General features: G+C 57.8%; 2 protein-coding genes. Both read left to right on the top strand.

Going from position 1 to position 2,572, the window contains the following annotated elements; all coding sequences use genetic code 11:
* A partial coding sequence (locus AC1D01_RS29590; RefSeq protein ID WP_477872791.1) for a site-specific integrase occupies positions 1 to 1,950 on the top strand: 1,950 nt, incomplete at its 5' end.
* Entirely contained in the window at positions 1,940 to 2,563 is a 624-nt protein-coding gene (locus AC1D01_RS29585; protein WP_477872789.1) for a hypothetical protein, read from the top strand. The genes AC1D01_RS29590 and AC1D01_RS29585, both read left to right, overlap by 11 nt.
* Positions 2,564 to 2,572 lie beyond the last annotated feature (9 nt).

Raw genomic sequence — 2,572 nt, 5'->3', positions numbered from 1 at the left:
CGTCTTCCAGGCAAGAAGAACAAAACGAACAAGGAAATCATCCCTGCAAATATCTACGGCTATTTGCTGTTCTATTGTTATGCCATCGAGGAGTTCGGCCAACACTTGCTACTGCAGGCGCTCGAAGGGAAATTTGCAGACACCTGGGCCAGTTTAAGAGCGGCGCTTCGATACCGGACTGCGCAATTCGGTATGACTCCAGTTGTTCGCTATCATGGCTCGGAACACCCCGTGCAGTTGGTGCCAAATTTGTTCACGTGGGCGGAACGAGAGATCGCACATGAAGGCAAAAATACGACCGTCGTGGTTCCTCACTTAACAGCACTTCGACTCCTCATTGTCTCGTTGGAAACTGGCCTTCGCTGTCAGTCAGTCCAGTGGCTTGACCGCAAGACCTGGGATTCGCTGAACGAAGGCGCTGGCGACCAATATACGTACAGGCTGCTGGTGAACACGGACAAGACGAAGATTGAACCCTGGAGTACACCTGTTGTTTTTCGCGTTCGGCATGTACTACAACGGGAGGTGGAATTCCAGAAGCTCTTCGCAGACTTCGACACGTTCGAACCCGTACCCTATGAAGGCCTCAGCGTCTCTCCGTTTGACCCCGTGAGACCATTATTCAAGACGCCCAACACCGGGGTCCCCATCGGTGACAACGTCTACTACGAGGCTTGGCTTGCCGCACAAATTAACTTCGAGGCGTTCTACAAGGAGGTCAGCGGGGAACGGCATGTCCGCCTGTACTACCTCAAGCCAATGAAGACTCCCGACGGCCAACCAGTCGTCAAGTACATGGGGCGGGAAGCCATCGCCTACTGCGCGTTGAGCATACTAGCTGTCTACACACCGCATTCATGCAGAGCGACATTCGCGACGAACAGGCAGGGCCAGGGCATCCTGGAAGTGTCGGACGTCGCCGAGTTGCTCGGACATGAAGGCATCGCAACCACGGCGCACTACACGAAGTTTTCCGGCGAACAACTCCAACGGCGCTTGCAACGGAGCGACATCGCCCTCCTAGGCGACTATTCGATATTCCAGGTCGGCACTGAGAGCGCGTATATTCGTTCCGACAAGCCAGACAGCGCACTCGTTCAGAGCTTTGTCAAGAACCGTGAGGGCACAGTTGCGACGTTCAGGTTCATGCCCTCGATGGCGCTCTGGTCAATCGAGGACGACAAGCTGGATGAACACGACGGGCTGACGCTTCTCAAGAGCGGCCCCATGAGCCATATCCGTTTCCGCGAGACCCACATCTGCCCCGTCGGCGAGGAATGCCCGGCCGACATCGTTCGAAACATAGGCGCCCGCAGGCGCTGCGGCATCTGCCCACTGGCGATGAAGTGCATCGACCATCTTCCCGCCATCGCTGCCAAGAGAAATCAGTTGATCGAGCGAATTCGCTATCTGCACGCACAGCGCAAGCGGATGGAGGCCGCCAGCGAGCCCGCCGCTTCTCTAGATGCGCTCTGGGACGAGATCCAGCTCGACATCAACGAGCTTCTAGGGTGGAAGTTCAGCGAAGACGTGCTGCGGAGGTTGCATGCCGAGGCTGAACGGAGCGCGGACGCGGCTGTCCTCATCCATGTTGAGCGGCCGGACATTGTCCGACGTCACCTTCAGCTCGTGACTCGCCGATGTAATCGTGCCGATTTCTTGTTGCAGCGCCTCGCCGAATCGAATGCATACCCTTCGATGACTTCGCCGCAGGTCCAGATGGCTGCGTCGCTGCTGCGGCGACGGCTTTCTGCTGGTCAAGGTCTGGATGATCTTGCGACTCTCACGGACGAGAGTGATGACGTGCGGACTGCGGCGGCGATGCTGAGCGCGCTGATGAAGACCAGCGGCATCAGCATTGAGGATGTCGCGGCCCTCCTCGCCTCGTCGGTTCAGCCATCGGCCGCACAGGCATTGCCCCCGCGAACGGAGGCCGACGGTGACTCGTGAGCGCGGCGCTGCCAACATTCGCAAGTTCAATGCCGAGCGCGAGCAAGAGAATTTGTCCCTCTTAGAGCATGAGTTGCAGTTGTGCAGAAAGCGACGACTTCAGTTCAAGAGCATTGGACTGTTGGCGGCATATCTCTCCGACCGAACCAGAGTTCACCGAACGACGTTTCTACGGAACGCAAAGTACAAGGTCTTGCTGGCCATATACATGAGGTCGCAGGCCGGCGCCGCGGCTGCCGTCGATGACGCAACCGATGACCCATTCGTCCTCAAAGCGAAGCTCGCAAGCACTCAGGCGGAGGTGGGCATGCTCCGCCAAGAAGTGAGGCGTCTTACAGCTCAACTGGCGGGCTTCACGACGGCGCTTACATCTGCATCGAGCCCACGGAAGGGCGAGGTTGAATTCGCCAACCTGTGCGTACTGCTGAGTCTTGTTCTGGTGCGGGCAGAGACGTTTGCCGTCGACTCGACTACCAAGTCTCTTGTAGACTTGGCCGCCCGTCCGAGCGACCGACTTGTCTGCGGCCCCGAACGTGCTGCTTCGTATGTCGCTTGGTTGGAGCAAAACGTCTCTCTCCCGTTCGTCAGGGACATCAAGAGGACGCGCGCATAACCTCCAGCT

The sequence above is a fragment of the Rhizobacter sp. P3_B12 genome (assembly GCF_056402895.1).
Note: the sequence above shows the minus strand (reverse complement) of the source record. Positions and strands in the feature narration are given on the sequence as shown.